14 protein-coding genes are annotated in these 15,482 nt (G+C 62.3%); 10 read left to right on the top strand and 4 right to left on the bottom strand.

Annotated elements, in window-relative coordinates; genetic code table 11:
* Nucleotides 1-13: 13 nt before the first annotated feature.
* The 4 genes from J1G33_RS20610 to J1G33_RS20595 all read right to left on the bottom strand — a co-directional run bounded on the left by J1G33_RS20610 (nucleotide 14) and on the right by J1G33_RS20595 (nucleotide 4,131).
* Entirely contained in the window at nucleotides 14-895 is an 882-nt protein-coding gene (locus J1G33_RS20610; RefSeq protein ID WP_103735368.1) for a TIGR03915 family putative DNA repair protein, read from the bottom strand.
* Nucleotides 892-2,112, bottom strand: coding sequence for a putative DNA modification/repair radical SAM protein (locus J1G33_RS20605; protein WP_005787541.1), 1,221 nt, complete (start codon nucleotides 2,110-2,112; stop codon nucleotides 892-894). The genes J1G33_RS20610 and J1G33_RS20605 overlap by 4 nt, the downstream gene beginning before the upstream one ends.
* A 79-nt stretch (nucleotides 2,113-2,191) precedes the next feature.
* Nucleotides 2,192-3,529, bottom strand: coding sequence for a SidA/IucD/PvdA family monooxygenase (locus J1G33_RS20600; protein WP_223018651.1), 1,338 nt, complete (start codon nucleotides 3,527-3,529; stop codon nucleotides 2,192-2,194).
* 119 nt (nucleotides 3,530-3,648) lie between these two features.
* On the bottom strand, nucleotides 3,649-4,131 hold the full coding sequence (locus J1G33_RS20595; RefSeq protein ID WP_005787538.1) for a sigma-70 family RNA polymerase sigma factor: 483 nt from the start codon (nucleotides 4,129-4,131) through the stop codon (nucleotides 3,649-3,651).
* Between the two features lie 256 nt (nucleotides 4,132-4,387).
* Here J1G33_RS20595 and J1G33_RS20590 point away from each other — a divergent pair, with 256 nt between their 5' ends.
* The 10 genes from J1G33_RS20590 to J1G33_RS20545 all read left to right on the top strand — a co-directional run bounded on the left by J1G33_RS20590 (nucleotide 4,388) and on the right by J1G33_RS20545 (nucleotide 15,472).
* On the top strand, nucleotides 4,388-5,560 hold the full coding sequence (locus tag J1G33_RS20590) for an efflux RND transporter periplasmic adaptor subunit (protein ID WP_032876409.1): 1,173 nt from the start codon (nucleotides 4,388-4,390) through the stop codon (nucleotides 5,558-5,560).
* 1 nt (nucleotide 5,561) lies between these two features.
* Nucleotides 5,562-7,535, top strand: a complete 1,974-nt coding sequence (locus J1G33_RS20585) for a MacB family efflux pump subunit (RefSeq protein WP_148854178.1) — start codon at nucleotides 5,562-5,564, stop codon at nucleotides 7,533-7,535.
* Nucleotides 7,528-8,940, top strand: coding sequence for an efflux transporter outer membrane subunit (locus J1G33_RS20580; protein ID WP_223018650.1), 1,413 nt, complete (start codon nucleotides 7,528-7,530; stop codon nucleotides 8,938-8,940). The genes J1G33_RS20585 and J1G33_RS20580 overlap by 8 nt, the downstream gene beginning before the upstream one ends.
* 106 nt (nucleotides 8,941-9,046) lie before the next feature.
* The gene (locus J1G33_RS20575; protein ID WP_148854176.1) at nucleotides 9,047-9,802 is read left to right on the top strand and encodes an alpha/beta hydrolase; all 756 of its coding nucleotides are present in this window, start codon (nucleotides 9,047-9,049) and stop codon (nucleotides 9,800-9,802) included.
* Between the two features lie 108 nt (nucleotides 9,803-9,910).
* Nucleotides 9,911-10,678 carry an FCD domain-containing protein gene (locus J1G33_RS20570; protein ID WP_005787529.1) on the top strand — a complete coding sequence of 256 codons (768 nt, stop codon included), beginning with the start codon at nucleotides 9,911-9,913 and terminating at the stop codon, nucleotides 10,676-10,678.
* A gap of 220 nt (nucleotides 10,679-10,898) precedes the next feature.
* Nucleotides 10,899-12,101 (top strand): ABC transporter substrate-binding protein, encoded by a 1,203-nt coding sequence (locus J1G33_RS20565; RefSeq protein WP_103735363.1) that lies wholly within the window; start codon nucleotides 10,899-10,901, stop codon nucleotides 12,099-12,101.
* A gap of 57 nt (nucleotides 12,102-12,158) precedes the next feature.
* Entirely contained in the window at nucleotides 12,159-13,019 is an 861-nt protein-coding gene (locus J1G33_RS20560) for a branched-chain amino acid ABC transporter permease (protein WP_032876425.1), read from the top strand.
* A 1-nt stretch (nucleotide 13,020) separates the two neighbouring features.
* A complete protein-coding gene (locus tag J1G33_RS20555) occupies nucleotides 13,021-14,031 on the top strand; it encodes a branched-chain amino acid ABC transporter permease (protein WP_148854174.1) in 1,011 nt (336 codons plus the stop codon).
* On the top strand, nucleotides 14,028-14,777 hold the full coding sequence (locus tag J1G33_RS20550; protein WP_223018649.1) for an ABC transporter ATP-binding protein: 750 nt from the start codon (nucleotides 14,028-14,030) through the stop codon (nucleotides 14,775-14,777). Before J1G33_RS20555 ends, J1G33_RS20550 begins: the two co-directional genes overlap by 4 nt.
* A complete protein-coding gene (locus J1G33_RS20545) occupies nucleotides 14,777-15,472 on the top strand; it encodes an ABC transporter ATP-binding protein (RefSeq protein WP_005787517.1) in 696 nt (231 codons plus the stop codon). Before J1G33_RS20550 ends, J1G33_RS20545 begins: the two co-directional genes overlap by 1 nt.
* Nucleotides 15,473-15,482: the final 10 nt, after the last annotated feature.

Raw genomic sequence — 15,482 nt, 5'->3', positions numbered from 1 at the left:
AGCGGTGCATCAGTCACCCCACATCTGACTGGTCGACCGCTATCGCAGGCAAGCCAGCTCCCACATTGACCGGGTTTGCAATTCTTTTGCCTGGCTTGGCCCCCACCAGCTTCGCCTGCCCATCCTTCTGCTTGCCCGTACGCGCCTCGCTGATCAGCCCCGGGATCAACTTGCCCTCCGGCAAATTTTTCCAGAACCGACTGGGCAAATGCCCTTCCATGACCTTGGGATTCAGCCGCGCCGGGTTGAAGATGTGACTGTAGTAGGTCAGCCACATCGCACTGTGGGGGTCGTCAACATTCTGCGCCAGTTGCTGCCACGCCTCGGGGCAGCGGCGCTGATGAATCAACTGCTCGCCATCGTAATACACCCCGTCCAGTGGCGTGGCGATCATCCAGCGATGGCGGCCCATGCGCCCGACAAAGTGCTGGCTGGCACTTTTGAGAATGTCGTGGGCCGGTTCATGCCAGGCCACGTATTCAGGAAGTTCGGGCCCCGCCTCGGCCGGCAGGGCAATAAAGCGCACAAACGCATGCAGGTGATGGGCCTCGCGGCTGACTTGCTTGATGCGTCGCTGCAACTCGCTGCCCAGCTTGTCCCCCGCCAGCATCGCGGTGCGATCACCGTGGCTGACCCGCCACAGCACTTCATACAGCAGGCTCCAGCGTTGATCACCGTGATAACAGGCGGCAGACTCCAGCAACTCCAACAGCGCCTTGGGAATCCGTGCCTGGAAGGGCCCCAACCCTGACGGGATCGACTCATCGGTAGCGAACAGGTCAGCTGCTTGCGCCTCGCCCCAGCTCACCTGGCTGGGGTCGACCTGATGGCTGAGCAGCCAGCGCGCCTGTTCGCGCCAAGTGCTGAACAGGTTGTCGCATTCCAGGCTGATCATCCCCACAACCCCATCTGTTGCGGTTGCGGACGGTCGCGCAATTGTTCGCGCAGTAACACGCTGGTGCTGTCGGCCTGTTGCGGGTGGTAGTCACTGGTGATGAAGAACGGTTTGGCCTTGGCCAGTACGCAGCGCATGCGCGCCAGGTCTTCGAAGCGGATCTTGCGCTCGCGGCGCAGGTCCACCAGGCGTTGGGTGGTACGCAGGCCAATACCGGGGATGCGCGCAATCAGGGTGGGCTCTGCGCGGTTCAGGTCCAGGGGGAATACTTCGCGATGCTCCAGGGCCCAGGCCAGCTTGGGGTCGATATCCAGGGCCAGGTGGCCGGGGCCGGCAAACAGCTCCCTGGCGCTGAAACCGTAGCTGCGCAGCAGGAAGTCGGCCTGGTACAAGCGGTGCTCGCGCATCAACGGCGGCGCGGCCAGGGGCACGCTTTTCGGGCTGTTGGGGATGGGACTGAACGCCGAGTAGTACACGCGCCGCAGCTTGAAATTGCCATACAACGCCTCGGCACCGTGGAGGATGGTGCTGTCATCCGTGTCGTCGGCGCCGACGATCATCTGCGTGCTCTGCCCGGCCGGGGCGAAACGCGGGGCGCGAGGCTCGTTGAACACCGTCTGCTCGCCGGTGTAGATGGTCTGCATCGCCTGCTTGATCGACACAATCTGCTTCTCCGGCGCCAGGGTCTGCAGGCTGGCCTCGGTGGGCAGTTCGATATTCACGCTCAGGCGATCGGCATAACGACCAGCCTCGGCAATCAATGCAGGATCCGCATCGGGAATGGTCTTGAGGTGGATATAGCCGCGAAAGTCATGCTCTTCGCGCAGCAGTTTGGCGACCCGCACCAATTGCTCCATGGTGTAGTCCGACGAACGGATGATGCCGGAGCTGAGAAACAGCCCGCTGACGCAATTGCGCTTGTAGAAATCCAGGGTCAGGGTGACCACCTCTTCCGGGCTGAAACGCGCACGGGGCACGTCGCTGGAACGGCGGTTGACGCAATACTGGCAGTCGTAGAGGCAGAAGTTGGTGAGCAACACCTTGAGCAGCGACACGCAACGGCCATCGGGCGTGTAGCTGTGGCAGATGCCCATGCCGTCGGTGGAACCCAACCCCGCCTTGCCCTCGGAGCTGCGCTTGGGCGCGCCGCTGCTGGCGCACGACGCGTCGTACTTGGCGGCGTCGGCGAGGATGCTGAGTTTTTCGATCAACTGCATGACGGGCTACCGATACTGGTTTTTTGTACAGTACCAATAGCCGCACGTTGTCACAAGTGCCGTCTGTAGGAGGGGCAGATCAGCTGGCGGTTGCCAGGAGCAGGTCCTGCACCGAACGGCCCTTGTCACGGTTTCGATCGTTCTCATACAACGACGCCGCAATCTCATCGGCCCGAATCGGCAGCACCGACAGCAAGGTATCGCTCAAGCCATGGCTGGCCTGGCTGAAGCCCTGGATGTAGATACCCGCCTTGCAGCGCTCGTCGGTGACGATGCGGTAGTCGCGGGCCACTTCGAAGTCGCCCATGTAGGCTTGCAGCGGCGCCAACAGTTCGCGGTGCATCTGGCGCTCATAGCCGGTGGCGAGGATCACGGCATCGTAGTGGTTGACGCTGGTTTCGCCCGTGGCGCTGTTGCGCAATACCAGTTCGATACCCAGCGGCCCGGGCGTGGCCTTCTCCACCACGGTCATGGTGCGGAACGCCTGGCGGGCGATGCCGGAAACTTTCTGACGGTAGAAAATCCCGTAGATGCGCTCGATCAGGTCCAGGTCCACCACCGAATAGTTGGTGTTCTGGTACTCGGCGACCAAACGCTCGCGTTCGGCCCCCACTTGCTGGAACACCAGGTCGGTAAACGCGGGCGAGAACACTTCGTTGACGAACGGGCTGTCATCGGCCGGCTTGAGCGCCGAGCCGCGCAGGATCATATCGACCTGCACCGACGGGAAGCTGTCATTGAGGTCGATAAAGGCTTCGGCCGCGCTCTGGCCACCGCCGATCACCGCGATGCGCATGGCCTTGCCATCCACGCAAGGCTGGCTCGCCATGCGCTCCAGATACTGGGAATGATGGAACACGCGGCTGTCACCCTTGAGCGCCTTGAACGCTTCGGGGATGCGCGCAGTGCCGCCGGCGCTGACCACCACCGAGCGGGTGGTACGCACATGCTGCTCGCCCTGGGCATCGCGGGAAATGACGCGCAAGGCCTCCACCTGCTGCTGATGCAGGATCGGTTCGATGGCCAGCACTTCCTCACCGTAGTTGGCCTGGGCCTGGAACTGCCCGGCCACCCAGCGCAGGTAGTCGTTGTACTCCATACGGCAGGGGTAGAAGGTGCCCAGGTTGATGAAGTCCACCAGGCGATCGTGAGCCTTGAGGTAATTGACGAAGGAGTACGGGCTCGTGGGGTTGCGCAGGGTCACCAGGTCCTTGAGGAAAGAGATCTGCAGCTCACTTTGGGTCACCAGCGTATTGCCGTGCCAGCGGTAGTCGGCCTGTTTGTCGAGAAACAGCACGTCCAGCTTGCCCTGGGCCTTTTCACGCTCCTGCAGGGCGATGGCCAGCGCCAGGTTCGAAGGGCCGAAGCCGATACCGATCAGGTCGTGAACCGCGGGCGAAGCAATTGCCTGTGTCATTCCAGTGTCCTCTGGATAAGCCCCTTGGCGGTGGGGCGGGAATACCTTCATGGCCTGAACAACAGGCCGTGTGTTGATAGGAAACGAGGACAGTGAAATAAAATTTAACCAACTGGCGATCAGTGCGCTTCCCACTCACGCATACGCACCCGGCAATGCTTCATGGCGTTGACGATGTGTTTTTCCACCAGGCTGCGGGAAATCCCCAGGCGCTCGGCGATTTGCACATGGGACAGGCCCTCGAGCTTGCGCAGCAGGAAACTGTCGCGACACGCCGCCGGCAACTCGGCCAGGGCGCGCTCAAGCATCTCCAGGCGCTGGTTGTGGTCATGACTGGCGTGGGGTGAACAGGGGGCGAAGCGTTCTTCGCTGTCCAGCACCTCAAGAGGCTCGGACTGACGCAAGGCGTTGCGCCGGTGGCCGTCGATCACCAGGTTCAAGGCCGTGCGGTACAGGAAGGCGCGGGGCTGTTCGATCGGGATGTCGCTGGAACGCTCCAGCACCCGTACATAAGCGTCATGCACCACATCTTCGGCCACCTGACGGTTGCCCAGCTTGGCGTTCAGGAAACACACCAGCTCGCGATAGTAGTTTTCCAACATGACTCCTGGCCCCATGGCCGTGGTGCTAACGATGCCAGCCCGTGTAGGAGCGAGCCCATCGATGATGGCAGTTTGAGTGCGTGCAATTTATAGTAATTCTCATCTACTTTTAAAGGAGTCTTGCACCAACGGTGCATTTTTTTTCGTCGCACGAGCTGTTACCACATGTGTAACAACCTAAATTCCCGAGCATTTTTCTCGTATAACTGTCAACTCCCCGCTCCTGCGGTCAACACCTCCTGGCTGGAACCAAGACATGAAACGCCCTCGACCTGCCCGACGCGCCCTGCTTGTGCTGGCGTGCCTGCTCCCCATCCTTGTGGTGGCTGCCTGGCAAGTGCTGCCGTCGGGCCGCGACAGCCTACCCACGGTCACCGTAACCCGCGGCGACATTGAAAATAGCGTTACGTCACTGGGCACCCTGCAACCGCGCCGTTATGTGGACGTGGGTGCCCAGGCGTCCGGACAGATTCGCAAGATCCATGTGGAGGCTGGTGATCAAGTCAAGGAAGGCGATCTGCTGGTGGAAATCGATCCCGCCACGCAACAGGCCAAGCTCGACGCCAGCCGCTATTCCATTGAAAACCTCAAGGCGCAGTTGCAGGAACAGAAAGCCCAGCACGAACTCGCACGCCAGAAATACCAGCGCCAGCAACGCTTGGTTGCAGGCAACGCCACCCGCGAAGAAGATGTGCAAACCGCCAAAGCCGAACTGAGTGCCACCCAAGCCCGTGTCGATATGTTCCAGGCACAGATCCGCCAAGCCCAGGCCAGCCTGCGCAGTGACGAGGCCGAACTGGGCTATACGCGGATTTACGCGCCCATGAGCGGCACCGTGGTGGCGGTAGATGCGCGAGTCGGCCAAACCCTCAACGCCCAACAACAAACGCCGTTGATCCTGCGCATCGCCAAATTGTCACCAATGACCGTATGGGCCGAAGTGTCCGAAGCCGATATCGGCCACGTCAAACCGGGCATGAGCGCCTATTTCACTACCCTCGCCGGCGGCAACCGGCGCTGGAGCAGCACCGTGCGCCAGATCCTGCCGATACCGCCCAAGCCGCTGAATGAAACCAGCCAGGGCAGTGGCAGCCCCAGTAGCACGAGCAAAACCGGTAGTGGCCGCGTAGTGCTGTACACCGTACTGCTGGATGTGGACAACACTGACAATGCACTGATGGCCGAAATGACCACCCAGGTGTTTTTCGTAGCCAGCCAGGTCAAGGACGCTCTCACCATCCCGGTCGCAGCGCTGCTCGGCAGCCAAGGCACCGACAAGCAGATCGCGCGGGTCGTGACCAAAAACGGTGCCATCCAGAAGCGAGAAGTACAGCTGGGTATCAGTGACCGCCTGCGAGTTGAAGTGTTGGATGGCCTGGACGAAGGCGATCACCTGTTGATCGGCCCCGCCAGCAGCAGCGGGGGTTGATGTGACCACGCCACTGATCGAACTCAAGAACATCCGCAAATCCTACGGCGGCGGCGACAGCCCGCAGGTCGACGTATTGCGCGGGATCGACCTGTCGATCCATGCAGGAGAATTCGTTGCCATCGTCGGCGCCTCGGGCTCCGGAAAATCCACCCTGATGAACATCCTCGGCTGCCTCGACCGCCCCACCGTGGGCGACTACCTGTTCGCCGGGGAAAACGTCGCGCACCTGGACAGCGACGCACTGGCCTGGCTGCGCCGCGAAGCCTTTGGTTTCGTGTTCCAGGGCTACCACCTGATCCCGTCCGGCTCGGCCCAGGAAAACGTCGAGATGCCGGCGATCTATGCCGGCATCGGCGCTGCCGAACGCCATGCCCGCGCCAAGGCTCTGCTGACCCGCCTGGGCCTGGCCGATCGCACCAACAACCGCCCGCACCAGCTCTCCGGTGGTCAGCAGCAGCGCGTCTCGATTGCCCGTGCGTTGATGAACGGCGGGCATATCATCCTTGCCGACGAACCCACCGGTGCCCTCGACAGCCACAGCGGTGCCGAGGTGATGGTGCTGCTGGATGAATTAGCGAGCCAGGGCCACGTGGTTATCCTGATTACCCACGACCGCGAAGTCGCGGCGCACGCCAACCGCATCATCGAGATCAGCGACGGCCTGATCATCAGCGATTCGGCGTTGAGCCCCCCCCACGTGCCCGTCACGGCCGGCAGCGACGCATTGCAAGCCGTGGACCTGCGCCAGCGCCTGGCCGACGGCGCCGAACACAATGGTGCCTGGAAAGCCGAGCTGCTGGACGCGGTGCAGGCGGCGTGGCGGGTGATGTGGATCAACCGCTTCCGCACCGCGCTGACGCTGCTGGGGATCATCATCGGCGTGGCGTCGGTGGTGGTGATGTTGGCGGTGGGCGAAGGCAGCAAGCGCCAGGTCATGGCGCAGATGGCGGCCTTCGGCTCCAACATCATCTACCTGAGCGGCTTTTCGCCTAACCCGCGCACGCCACCCGGTATCGTGACCCTCAATGATGTGGCCGCATTGGCTACATTGCCCCAGGTCAAACGCATCATGCCGGTGAACGGCACCTACGCCGGTGTGCGCTTCGGCAACGTCGACTACATGGCCTATGTGGGCGGTAACGACACCAACTTCCCGGACATCTTCAACTGGCCTGTGGCCGAAGGTAGCTACTTTACCGAAGCCGACGAGCGCGCCGGGGCCACGGTGGCGGTGATCGGTCATCGCGTGCGCGAAAAGCTGTTCAAAGGCCAGCTGGACCCCATCGGCCAATACATCCTGATCGAAAACGTGCCCTTCCAGGTGATTGGCGTGTTGGCGGAAAAAGGCTCCAGCTCCGGCATGCAAGACAGCGATGACCGTGTCGCCATTCCCTATACCGCCGCCAGCGTGCGCCTGTTCGGCACCTATAACCCCGAATATGTTGCCATTGCCGCCGCCGATGCGCGCAAGGTGCAAGAGGCCGAGCAAGCCATCAGTCAGCTTATGCAAACGCTGCACGGCGGCAAACGCGACTTCCACCTGACGAACGACGCCGCGATGATCCAGGCCGAAGCGCGGACCCAGAACACCCTGTCGCTGATGCTCGGCTCGATTGCCGCGATTTCCCTGCTGGTGGGCGGTATCGGCGTGATGAATATCATGTTGATGACCGTGCGCGAACGCACCCGCGAAATCGGCATCCGCATGGCCACCGGGGCGCGCCAGCGCGACATCCTGCGCCAGTTCCTCACCGAGGCGGTGATGCTCTCGGTGGTCGGCGGTCTGTTCGGAATCGCCCTGGCATTGCTGGTGGGCGGCGTGCTGGTGCTGGCCGAAGTAGCGGTGCAGTTTTCCCTGGTGGCGGTGTTCGGCGCGTTTGGCTGTGCGCTGGTCACCGGCGTCGTATTCGGCTTTATGCCGGCCCGTAAAGCTGCCCGGCTCGATCCGGTTAAGGCATTGACCAGTGAATAAACGATCCATCGCACCGCACCTGTCGACGCTCAGCCTGTGCCTGTTGCTCAATGCCTGTGCCGGCACCTCGCCTGCCCTCGACAGCGGCATTGCCGCGCCCTCCGTCTGGCAATATGCCGAGCGCGACGCCGACCAGGCCACCAACCAGCGTTGGTGGACGCAGTTTGGCAGCCCTGTGCTTAACCGCCTGATCGATCAGGCCCGCCGTGACAGCTTTGATGTGGCTGCGGCCATGGCGCGGGTGCGGCAGGCCCAGGCGACAGCGGTGATTGCCGGCGCACCGTTACTGCCCGAGGTGAAGTTCAACCTCAGCGCCAGCCGTCAAAGACTGTTGCGCGGCAGCGGCAACTCGGATCTGGATGCCACCGAGAGCAACAAGACGGTCAATAACTATGACGCCAACCTCACGGCCAGCTACGAAATCGACTTCTGGGGTGGCCGCGCCGCTGCGCGAGACAGCGCTGTGCATAGCCTGCACGCCAGTGAGTTCGATCAGGCCAACGTGGAGTTGACCTTGCTCAGCAATGTCGCCGACCGCTATGCGCAAACCCTGGCCGCGCACCAGCGCTTGCAGATCGCCGAGCTGAACCTGGCCAATGCGCGCAATGTGCTGGACCTGGTGCAAACCCGCTACGACGCCGGTTCCGCCACGGCCCTGGAGTTGGCACAACAGAAGAGCCTGGTGGCCGGCCAGCAACGGCAACTGCCGCTGATCCAGCAATCGGCCGAAGAATCGCGCATCACCCTCGCCGCCTTGCTCGGCCAGCCGGTACAGGCCCTGGCGCTGGGCAGCGAGCCGTTCCAGGCACTGACCTGGCCGAATATCGGCCCCGGTGTGCCTAGCCAGTTGTTGCGTCGCCGCCCTGACATCGCCCAGGCCGAGGCACAGCTGGCGGCGGCCAATGCCGACGTCACAGTGGCCCGTGCGGCCATGCTGCCCACGGTGACATTGGGCGCAACCCTCGGCTCGGGTGCGTACAAGGCTGAAGATGTTCTGCGCAGCCCGTTCTACACCCTGACCTCGGGCCTGATCGCACCGATCTTCAACAACGGTCGGCTGAGTGCCGAGCGCGATAAAGCCCGTGCGCGCCAGGATGAACTGCTGCAGACCTACCGCGGGGCGATCATCAACGGCTTTGCCGATGTGGAAAAAGCCCTCAGCAGCCTGACTCGCCTGGATCAACAACGCCAATGGCAAACCGAAGAACTGCAGCAGGCGCAAACGGCCTTTGAGATTGCGCAAAGCCGCTACGAGGCCGGCGCCGAAGACCTGCTTACGGTGCTGGAAACCCAACGCACCCTCTATGCCGCCCAGGACCTGAACGTGCAACTGCGCCTGTCGCGGCTGCAAGCCAGTATCGCGCTGTACAAGGCATTAGGGGGTGGATGGAAGACCGATAGCTGATAAGCAAAATCGGCATTTCTTACACAAACTGTTTCTTAGCCTTACATTCTCCACCCCCAGGTCCTTGGTAAAAAAGCTGTTACATACGGCTGCCCGGGACCTCGTGATGACACCCAGCGTTCTTGTAAAAAGCCTGGTCTGCATAAGCTGCTGGCTTATAGCAAACGCAGTGCGCGCTGAGCCCTTGATCGTGCCCACTGCAATCGACTGGCTGTTGGATTGCCCCCTCACTACCACTGCGCGCCTGGACCCTGAGGTGGTCGGGCGCACCCAATGCGGCCTGGTCAGTGTGCCACGGGACCACGCTGCTCCCGGGCGCGGTCGTATACGCCTGAGCGTGACGCGTGTGGGCGCAAGGCAACCGCTCAACCGCGAGGGCGTGGTGTTCATCCAGGCCGGCGAACCGCCCCAGCCCGCCAACGCGCCTTTCGTGCTGCACCTGGCCAGCCACTGGGAGTCGCTCGCCACCCGCGCTTATCGCACGCTGGTGGACCGTTATGACGTGATCGAACTGAGCACCCGCGACCTGCGCCAGTCAAACGCGGTCGAGCAGGCGGCGCTGGACATGGAATATGTGCGCGGGCAGCTCGGCGAAGCGCGCCTGCACTACCTGGGCAGCGCCGCCGCGACCCGTCTTGGCAGCCGCTACGGCACGCTGTTTCCCGAGCGCATCGCACGCATGGTGCTGATTAATGCGGCGCCGGGCGATCCTATCGCTGTGGGCGTCGAGCAGTTATTGCTCAAGGAGTCCAAGCAGTCGGGCGCCGACGGCTGTGTCACCCGCTGGCTGGGGGATTTCCTCGCCTATGGCAAACAGCCGCCAGCCTCCGCGCGCTGCCTTGACCTTGGTGCCTGGGAGTAACCGGCGCATTTGCGACCTGTTGCCATCGAAAACGACACGCTGCGTTGACGCTCCGATGCAATCGTTATTAAGTGCTATTTATCCGCATTAATACGATAAATCGAACCCATGCTGACTCGCCCGCTACGCCGCAAACGCCAGAAGCTGTCCGATGTGATTGTCGAGTCGGTCAAGCGCTCCATCGTCACCGATGCCTTGAAGCCCGGCGACCGCTTGCCCACCGAACGCGAGCTGATGGAAAGCTTCCAGTGCTCCAAGGGCTCGGCACGCGAAGCGCTCAAGGCATTGGAAGTCGAAGGGTTGGTCAATACGCGCACCGGCCCCAGTGGCGGGGCTTATCTGAACCAGGCCGGCACTGAACCTGCCAGCCGCGCCTTGCGCAACTACCTGCACTTCCAGCATCTGGATGGCGAGCAGGTGTATCAGTTGCGCAAGGTCATCGAAGTGGAACTGGCGCTATCGGTGCTCGGGCGCTTGAGCGAAGACGACTATCAGGCCCTGCAAGCCAATGTGGATTTTTGCAGCGCCCCCGAAGACAGCGAAGCCGGCCAGCGCGAACAGCGCCTGGCGGAACTGGAGTTCCACAACCTGCTGGCCCGGGCGTGCCCCAACCCGCTGCTGAGTTTTATGGCGCAGTTTCTCAACGACCTGCTGCGCGACCTGGTGGTGCTGAAGAAAGCCTACAAGCCCAAGCGCAAGCAGTTCGACGCGGCCAACCTCGACTATCACAAGCAACTGCTGATCGCCTTTCGTGCCGGGGATGAAAGCGCCGTGCGCAGTTTGATGCATGAGCATATGTGCGATGCCGAACACCATATGACTGCGCTGGAAGGCCAGGTCAGCCCGCACTTCCTTCTGGAGTTTGATCACCGTTAGGAACAAAACCCGATCCATGTGGGAGCTGGCTTGCCTGCGATGGCATCGACTCGGTCGCCCTGTAACACCGAGGCGCCCGCATCGCAGGCAAGCCAGCTCCCACATTTGACCGTGTCCATCTGTTGAACCGAGTTACCCAATAACAAGCCTGCCCACAGGCCCTTGCACCACCGTATCGCCCTTGCCGCTCCTGCCAATAACTAAACCAGGGAGTCACCCCATGCAGCGTCGTACGTTATTGAAAGCCAGCCTCACCGCAGCCGCCGCCCTCAGCTTGCCGCTGAGCGTGCGTTCGGCCTTCGCCGCCGAGCCCTTTACCTTTTACGGCCTCAAGTCCATGTCTGGCGCGTTTGCCAGCTATGGCAAATTTGCCGACATGGGTTCGCGCCTGGCCGTGCAACAGCATGCCGAGATCCTCGGCCGCCCGCTCACCTACAAGGTTATAGACACCGAAGGCAACGCCGGCAAAGCGGTGCGCAAGGTGCAGGAGGCAATCGCGCAGGACGGCGCACGGTTCTTCCAGGGCTGCACACTGTCGTCTTCCGCCCTGGCGGTGGCCAAGGAAGTCGATAAAGTCGGCGGCGTGTTCATGACCCCGGTGGGTGCCGATGAAGTCACCGGCAAGGATTGCAACAAGGCGACCTTCCGCTGGTCAGTGCCCACCTACGGCGCGATCCGCGAAACCATGGTGCCGCTGATCAAACTGCTGCCGGACGCCAAACGCTGGTACACCATCACGCCGCAATACGTGTTCGGCGAAGCCTTGCTCGAAGGCGCAAAGAACGTGCTGAAGGAGCACGGCCTGGAACACGTCGGCAACAGCTACCACTCGCTGCAGGAGCAGGAATTCTCCGGCTACCTGACCAACGCCATTTCCACCCGGCCCGACGTGCTGGTACTGCTCAACTTCGGCAGCCAGTCGTCCAACACCCTGCGCCAGGCGGTGAACTTCGGCATCAAGGAACGCATGAAGGTGCTGCTGGTATGGTCGGCCGGCCTTGATCAATTCCAGGAACTGGGCAGCGATGTGCTCGAAGGTGTGTACCTCGGCGCGCAGTACTGGCATCAGGTCGATACGCCACTCAACCGCGAACTGGTCAAGCTGACCCAGGCCAAATACGGCATCAACCCCACCTACCCGCTGGCCGCCGACTACATCAGCACCAAGGTCATGCTCGACACCATCATCGCCACCGCCAGCTTCGACGGCGCAACCGTGGCCAAGGCCATGCAAGGCTTGAGCTATGAAGGCCCGACCGGCAAGGAGTCGATCCGCGCCGGCGACCATCAGGTGATCAAGGATTACTACTTGCTGGTCGGCAAGGCCAGCGGCGACATGGCCGACAAGGACGACCTGGCCAAGGTGCTCAGCGCCGGCCAATCGTTCCCACCGGTCGAGGCGACGGGCTGCACGCTCGGCTGACTGCTTACTTTTTGTCGCGCAGGGCCGCGCAAGCGGCCGCCTGCAGAGGGTTCCTGCATGCTCAATTTGTACCTGTTCCAGATTCTCAACGGCCTTGGGCTGGGGATGATCTACTTCCTGATCGCGGTCGGGCTGACGATCATTTTCGGCCTGCTCAACTTCGTCAACTTCGCCCACGGCGCGTTTTTCCTGCTGGGCGCCTACATCTGCTACACCGCCGTGAGCCTCACCGGCAGCTTCTGGCTGGCGCTGCTCGTCGCGCCGCTGGTGGTGGCTGCGCTGGCCTGGGTGATCGAGCGTGTGCTGATCCAGCGGATCTACCACTTGCCGCACATGTTCCAGATTCTGGTAACCCTGGGGATCGCGCTGATTATCCAGGAAGCCAGCGTGATGATCTGGGGCCCGGTGGGCAAAAGTGTCGCCGTACCGGAGTTGCTGCGCGGCGTGCTGGTGGTGGGGGATTTTGTCTATCCCTACTACCGCCTGTTTCTCATCGTGTTTTCCGGGCTCGTCGGCCTGGGCCTGTGGCTGCTGCTGGAACGCACGCGCTTCGGCGCCCTAGTGCGCGCCGGCAGTGAGAGCACTGAAACCGTGTCATTGCTGGGCACCAATATTTTCCGCCTGTTCTCCATGACCTTCGCCCTCGGCGTGGCCCTGGCCGGTGTCGCCGGGGTGTTGTTCGCGCCGTTGCGCGGCGCCCAGCCCTTTGTCGGCCCGGAGATTCTCGGGGTGGCGTTCGTGGTGGTGGTGATCGGCGGCATGGGCTCGTTCAGCGGCGCGCTGGTCGGCGGTTTGCTGGTAGGCGTCGTGCAAAGCCTGATGACCACACTCTGGCCCCAGGGTGCGAGCCTGATGATCTACGGCGCGATGGCCGTGGTGATTCTGGTGCGCCCCTACGGCCTGTTCGGGAGAGCCTGACATGAGCGAGAAAAACCCCCTGCCGTTTGCCAAAACCCAATCCAAAGCGATGCTGCTGTGGGTATTGGCGGTGCTGATCGGCCTGCCGTTGATACTGCCCTCGGCAACCCTGGCCACCGAGATCCTGATCTTTGCCATGGCCGCCCTGGCTTGCAACCTGTTGCTGGGCTACACCGGCTTGCTGTCATTCGGCCAAGGCATCTTCTTCGGGGCCGGCGCCTACTGCGCGGCGTTGCTGATGATCCACCTGCAACTGGGGTTGTTCACCGCACTGCTGGGTGCCGCCATCGCCGGCGGTTTCCTGGCATTGCTGGTGGGCGCCCTGGCGATTCGGCGCACCGGCATTTACTTCGTGATGCTCACGCTGGCGTTCAGCCAGATGGCCTATTTCGTCGCCTACACCCTGAGCGACTGGACCGGCGGCGACAACGGCCTGCTCAGCGTGCCGCGCCCGGAAATCCGTGTGGGTGAAACCGTGCTGTTGTCCTTGGCCGATGCCCGTGCCTTCTATGGATTTGTCGCGGTGCTGTTCCTGCTGATCTTTATCGGCGCTCGCCGGGTGATCGCTTCGCCGTTCGGCAGCACGCTGATGGCGATCCGTGAAAACGAAACCCGGGCCTCGGCCATCGGCTACGACACGCGGCACTTCAAGATCCTGGTGTTCGTGCTGTCCGGGGCGGTCACCGGGATTGCCGGGGCGCTCTACGCCATGCTGCTGCACTTTGTGCCACTGTCCAATATTGACCTGGCGATGTCCGAGAACATTCTGATCATGACCATCGTCGGCGGCACTGGCTCGTTGTTCGGCTCATTGCTGGGCGCCGGCTCCATTGTGCTGCTGGGGGATTTCCTCTCCGACCTGTGGCCGCGCTGGCTGATGCTGCTGGGGGTGATCCTGATCCTGGTGGTGATCTTCATGCGCGGCGGTTTGTGGGGCGGCCTCGCCTCGCTGTTCGAGAAGGTGCGCGGCACGCGCAAAAGCGCGGTCGTCGCCAAGGAGCAAGGGCTATGAGCATCCTGCTGGAAACCCAACACCTGGAACTGGCCTATGGCGCGTTCCATGCGGTCAATGGCGTCAACCTCAAGGTCGAGGCCGGCACTATCCACACCATTATCGGCCCCAATGGCGCTGGCAAGACCAGCCTGTTTCATTGCCTGACAGGTGAGCGCCAGGCCACTGCCGGAGCGATCCATTTCGACGGCAACAACCTGATGCGCAAGCCCGCCCATGCCCGCGTCGGCCTGGGCATGGCGCGTTCGTTCCAGCTCACCAGCCTGTTCCAGAACCTCAGCGTGCGCGAAAACCTGCGCCTGGCCGCCCAGGGCCGCGATGGCGCCCGTGCCTTGAACTTCTGGCGCCGAGTGGACAGCAAGCGCGAGCACCTGGAGATGGCCGACCAGGTGCTGGAACGCCTGCAACTCACCGCCCGCGCCGACACCCTCGCCGGCGAGTTGTCCCACGGCCAGCAGCGGGTGCTGGAAGTGGGCATGTCGATCTGCTCCAAACCGAAACTGTTGATGCTCGACGAGCCGACCTCGGGCATGGGCATCGACGACATCCCGATCATGACCCAACTGATCAGCGACCTGGGCCGCGACCACACGGTGCTGTTGATCGAACACAACATGAGCATCGTCATGTCCATCAGCCAACGCATCACGGTGATGAGCCACGGCCAGATCCTGGTGGAAGGCACGCCAGAGTTCGTGCGTGCCGATGAACGTGTGCGCACTGCATACCTTGGGGAGGCCGCCTGATGCTGATCGTCGAGAATATCCATTCCTACTACGACAAGAGCCATGTGCTGGAGGGCGTGTCATTGACCGTCAACCCTGGCGAACTGGTGACCCTGCTGGGTCGCAATGGCGCCGGCAAGACCACCACCCTGCGCAGCATCCTCGGCATCATTTGCCCGCGTCAGGGCCAGATTCACTTCAATGGCCAGGCGCTGGTGGGGCAGAAAATCTTTGAAATTGCACGCCAGGGCTTAGCGCTGGTGCCGGAGAACCGCGGGATTTTCCGCCTGCTCAGCGTCGAGGAAAACCTGCGCATCGCCGTGCGCAAAAGCAGCCGATGGCAACTGGACGACGTATACGCCATGTTCCCGCGCCTCAAGGAACGGCGCAAAAACGCCGGCCATGCGCTATCCGGCGGCGAACAGCAAATGCTTGCCATCGCCCGCGCCCTGCTCAACGACCCCAAGCTGCTGATCCTCGACGAACCCACCGAGGGCTTGGCCCCGGTGATTGTCGACGAGCTGGTGAAGATCCTGCGCAAGGTCAAGGACGACGGCCTGCCGGTGCTGCTGGTGGAGCAGAACCTGATGGTCTGCGACAAACTCGCCGACCGCCATTACGTACTCGAACAGGGCCGCGTGGTGTACGAAGGCAGCGCCGCTGACTTCCGTGCCGACCCGTCGATCAAGAACCGTTATCTGGCCTTGAGTGCCTGACTGGAGATCT

The sequence above is a fragment of the Pseudomonas sp. P867 genome (genome assembly GCF_019891455.1).
Taxonomy (GTDB): Bacteria; Pseudomonadota; Gammaproteobacteria; order Pseudomonadales; family Pseudomonadaceae; genus Aquipseudomonas; species Aquipseudomonas synxantha_A.
This window is presented reverse-complemented; position numbering and strand designations above follow the sequence as displayed.